The 5,137-nt window shown below is 45.2% G+C and carries 4 protein-coding genes; all 4 read right to left on the minus strand.

The window, feature by feature from the left end; genetic code table 11:
• Nucleotides 1-24 precede the first annotated feature (24 nt).
• On the minus strand, nt 25-1,314 hold the full coding sequence (locus RDS42_RS12425) for a peptidoglycan-binding protein (protein WP_308783932.1): 1,290 nt from the start codon (nt 1,312-1,314) through the stop codon (nt 25-27).
• Nucleotides 1,315-1,414: 100 nt separating this feature from the next.
• Nucleotides 1,415-2,704 (minus strand): phosphodiester glycosidase family protein, encoded by a 1,290-nt coding sequence (locus RDS42_RS12430; protein WP_308783933.1) that lies wholly within the window; start codon nt 2,702-2,704, stop codon nt 1,415-1,417.
• Between the two features lie 9 nt (nt 2,705-2,713).
• On the minus strand, nt 2,714-3,997 hold the full coding sequence (rseP, locus tag RDS42_RS12435; protein ID WP_308783934.1) for an RIP metalloprotease RseP: 1,284 nt from the start codon (nt 3,995-3,997) through the stop codon (nt 2,714-2,716).
• 1 nt (nt 3,998) lies between these two features.
• Nucleotides 3,999-5,137: 1-deoxy-D-xylulose-5-phosphate reductoisomerase (gene dxr / locus RDS42_RS12440; protein WP_308783935.1), on the minus strand; the 1,139-nt coding region annotated here is incomplete at its 5' end.

Here is a 5,137-nt window from a genome sequence, read left to right on the forward strand (position 1 = left end):
AATGTTTTATTACTTTGTAATATTTTATCCGTTCAGTTCTGCGATCCGGCTTACTCCCACATAAATCTCCTGGATTTTATACCAGGTAGGATAATCCGTTATCCCCGTCTGAGGAAGTCCAAATATATTTTGAATCTTTCTCACTGCCTCAGATGTTTTCTGTCCGTAGATTCCATCTGCCGTAATCCTGGGCACTGCCGGATAGGCTTCTGCAATCCCGTTGATCTGTTCCTGAAGCTGTCTTACCTTAATTCCTGTAGAACCGATATTCAGATCATAACCCGGCCAGGAAGACGGAACTCCGGATACTTCTTCTGCCACATTAATATACATATCATTGCCATAAAAATACCGCAGGATCTCAATTGGCGAATATCCCTGATCAGCCAGGGTTTTGCTTCCCCACTGAGTCATCCATCCTCTGTCCCGGCACTGAACCTGACGTCCGTCACAATACTGAGTAAGGATAGGCTGCCGCACATCCGGTCTGGACAGATAATTTTCAAAAAGCTCATCCACAATATTCGAAATGCTGTCAAATACATTTCTTCCATAAATCCATTTATGATCATAGGCTGTGGATGAAGTAATCGTAAAACCATACCCTTTATTCCGATACCACTCTGTATATACACGATTCAAAGTAAAGGACATGATGGCAAGGACATTTGCCCGGATAGAATCTGCCGGCCAGGTCGCATAAATTTCACTGCTGGCTACGTTTTTGATGTAATCCTTGTACCTCACATAATAATTTTGAGCCGAATTTTCTCCCACCGGCCCATCATGAACTACAACATATTCCGGGATCACCACTTTGCTTAAAACAATCTCTCCCGTTTCTCTTATTGGCTTGATTTCCGATTCCGTATTTTTAGGCGGATATTCTCCAAAAAGTGTATGAGGCCCGATCACAATACGGTCAAACTCCTGTCGGGTCTGAAATTTCAAACGAACCGGCTGCTGTGCCAGTACATCAGGCAGAACTTCAGTACCTGCAATTTCCTCCTGTTCAAAGCCTTCTGCCTGGATCTGAACCGTATATTCTGCATAAGGCTGCTGTTCTGATGGCTCCATACTATATTCCAGAGGAGGAGTCTTCAGATCCAGAACCGGAGTCTGACCGGAAGAATCTGTTCTTACCTCCTCCAGAACACTGTCCGGTACTCCTGTGTAGGAAATTCTCACCATTGCGTTTTCTACCGGACGGGTTCCGTCTTCTGTAAGAACTGTGACCTGAAGCTTTCCCTGATCTGTCTGTTCCTGCTGCATCCTGACTTTACGGTCATTCCTGTATGGATATATCTGATCCATTTCATTTTACTCCAAAACATTTTTACAGAATTGTATGCCAAAAATCCTTTTATTATACAAATCTCCGGCAGAAAGCCCTGCTCAAAATTTTCTTCGGATTTTATGGGAAACTGGAATCAGAATCTTTGCCTGACGGGCGGATCATGGCCTCATTTTCATGAATTATAATGCCGTCTCCTTCTCCTCCGTCTCCTACATCAATAAAATATAGTATGTCTCCGCAGGGACGCTCCTTCCCTCCATCTGTAAGCATATTCAGGACGCGGCCTTTAAACACAAGCGTTGTAGAGCCTCCTCCATCCAGATGATAAGCATACTCGCATCCAAGGTCTGTAAATACTTTCTGAAGCTCCTGATATGTCATTCCCCGGGATCCTCCTGCACCTTTTCCATCAACCGCTACCAGATAATAATCTCCCGGGCTGACCATTCCTACTGCTGTCCGCTGATACCGTGCAGTCTGGCGGAATTCACCGGAAATTTCCGCCGCCTTTCCATCTTCCACTAATGTAGGCCCAAAACAATATGTATCCTTAACGCCGCGATTCAGCATATCTTCGGTGGTCATGCCTGCCGCAGCGGTAAACATCCCTCCGTCCTGGGTTACGCAAAGAATATTCCCATTGGAATAAACATCATTGTAAACTTTTCCATTTTTGATCATGGTCTTTCCCGGCGCAGGGATTCCGCTCCCATAAGAAAAAGCACTTCCATTAACGCCTATCACACCGTTATGATCAGCCAGCTCTTCAGAAACAGTACGTCTCGGATTCCCATAGGTTCCTCCGCAAAGAGCCGAGCATAACTGCTGCGTACTGAAGGTCTCCACATGGCAGATCCAGTACCTGGTATATCCGGTATCCTTCTGTTCTACAGAAACCTTTAAAGTACTGGTTTCATAATGATACTCATCGTTTCTGTAATCCCATTCCTCCGAAATCCTGCTGACAATCCTCTGATATTCCGAAAGCTTATCTGAATACTTCTCTGGAAGCTTCCACATTTCATTCTGGGCATCCTGGAATATTTTTGCATTTTTAGCAGTGTTCATGGCAACTGAATCCGCTGAAGGATCATAAAGCTTTCCCAGAAGAGACTCTATCGTTTTCATACGCGCATCTGCCTGAGCCTTTTCTTCTGCCTCCTTCTGCGCCTGCAGTCTTTTCTCATATTCCTGCCTCAGGCGTTCCTTTTCGGCTTTTTCCTGCCGCTGCTTCTGCTCTTCTTCCTTTTTCTGTGCTTCCTGTTTTTCTCTTTCAATCTGCTGTTCTTCTTTTATGCGCTGCTGTGTTTTTTCCTTTTTATAAAAGTATAAAGCTCCGGTACTGCATAAAAGTACCAGAGCTGTCAGAAATACAGCAGCCACACGGATACGGTATGACTTTTTCACATTTCTCCCTCAGAATATTTTCAAGAAATCATTATACATTACAAACACCATCAATGCCATCAGGAGCATCAGTCCGGCAAAATGGACCATACCCTCTACTTCACGGTTCACTGGTTTTTTACGGACAGCTTCGATCAGCAAAAATACCAGACGGCCTCCGTCAAGAGCCGGAAGAGGAAGAAGGTTCATTACACCCAGATTGGCAGATAGAAGAACCGCCATGTTCAGCATGTTCATCCACAGCATCAAAGCGCCTTCCTCTTTACTCTGCTCATAAGTAGTTCCAATAGCATCTACCACACCTACCGGGCCACTCAGATCCTGAACCCCGAGTCCGCCTGTAACAAGCTCCTTAAGACTCAAAAGAGTAGTGCGGATCATATACTTCACATCCAGAGCCGCATATTTCAGAACCTGAAAACCATTTGTCTTTATATATCCCATATTATAAGAAAATCCTGGCTTTGGAGTCCGGTATTCTTTCGGAACCACTGTTGCATCGTATTCCAGACCATCCCGGTCATAAGTGATGTCCACCGGTTCGTTCCCCAGAGGATTCTCTGCAATATAAGCCTCGTATGCTGTTCCGTCCGGAATCGGAGTTCCATTGATGGAAGTGATCACATCTCCCGCCTGTACTCCTGCCGCTTCTAATGGCATGCCCTCGATCAGGGAATCTACCTCCATAGAGTCTGTCCCTACACGATTAAATCCCAAAAGATATCTGACGGAAGCATCCGGAGTAAAAGTTACTGTTTTTTCTTCGCCGTTTCGCTTTACCTTCAGGGTCACCGGTTTTTCCTGCAGTTCATTCAAAAAAGAATATACATACAGATCACGGGCAACATCAATATGATATCCGTCATATTCTGTGATGATATCTCCTTTCCGGAGACCAGCCTCTGCTGCCGGGGATCCTCCTTCTACTTCCATGATCTCTGCCGGGTCATATCCTACAAACGCAGTAATTACCACGGAAAGAATAAACGCCAGAATAAAATTAAACACCGGACCTGCTGCTACCACAGAAATCCGTCCCCATACAGGAGCTGAATTAAAGGTTCCGGGAATCTCCTCCCCGGTATCCTCCCCAAGCATAGCGCAGGATCCTCCAATCGGAAACAGTTTCACCGAATATCTTGTTTCCCCTTTTTGGGTACTGAACAATCTTGGCCCCATGCCCAGGGAAAACTCAGTTACTACAATCCCGTTTTTCTTTGCAAGGAGAAAATGTCCCAGCTCATGTATAATGATGATCGCACTGAATATAATTACGGCAATCAGAATCTTCAATTTACCACCTGCTTTCAATCCACTGATATGTCTCGTTTTCTACCGCAAGAATTTCATCCAGATCAGGGGACTCCTGCTTTTTATGTCTTTCCATAGACTGCCCGATAATATCATAAATATCCAGAAAACCAATCTCCTCATGAAGGAATTTCCGAACTGCAAGTTCATTTGCCGCATTGAACACAGTCGGCATGCTTCCTCCCTCTCTGGCTGCCTGAATTGCCATTGGAAGACCCAGAAAAGTTTCCATATCCGGTTCTTCAAATGTAATCTGTCCAAGCTTCGCAAAGTCAAGACGATCCCCATCTAGGTATCTTCTGTGAGGATAGTAAAGGGCATACTGGATAGGAAGACGCATATCCGGTGTGCCAAGCTGGGCCATGATCCCTCCATCCTCAAACTCTACCATGGAATGTATCACGCTTTGAGGCTGGACCACCACCTGGATCTGATCCAGTTCTACATCAAAAAGCCATTTTGCTTCCATTACTTCCAGCCCTTTATTGACCAGAGTAGCCGAATCCACTGTGATCTTCTGTCCCATCACCCAGTTTGGATGCTTCAGCGTATCCGCGAGAGTTACTTTTTCCAGGTCTGCGCGCTTTCTTCCTCTAAACGGCCCTCCCGATGCAGTGATCAGAAGCTTATGGATCTCTTTTCCTGATTCTCCATTTAAAGCCTGAAAAACAGCACTGTGTTCGCTGTCAACCGGCAGTATCTTTACCCCGTATTTTTCTGCCATAGGCATGATCAGATGACCTGCTGTTACAAGTGTTTCTTTATTTGCAAGTGCAATATCTTTCCCTGAACGGATCGCCTGGATCGTAGGCCTTATTCCCAGCATACCGACAATAGCAGTAACCAGGATTTCCACTTCCTCCATAGAAGCCAGTTCCAGAAGCCCTTCCATCCCTGACACAATTTTGATATCCGTATCATGAAGTCTTACTTTCAGATCCTCTGCTGCTTTTTCATCCCACACAGCAACAAGCTTAGGAGAAAATTCTCTTGCCTGTTCCTCCAGCTTTGTTATATTGCGTCCGGCGCTGATTCCCATTACCTGAATATCGCCATTCGCACGAACAACATCCAGTGTCTGGGTTCCGATAGACCCTGTAGAACCTAAAATCGCAATTTTTT

Origin of the sequence: uncultured Blautia sp. (assembly GCF_902497045.1) — a bacterium.
GTDB lineage: Bacteria > Bacillota > Clostridia > Lachnospirales > Lachnospiraceae > Blautia_A.

Coding starts and splice junctions, on each gene's coding strand:
- RDS42_RS12425 (WP_308783932.1), bottom strand. CDS start 1,314: ATGGATCAGATATATCCATACAGGAATGACCGTAAAGTCAGGATGCAG.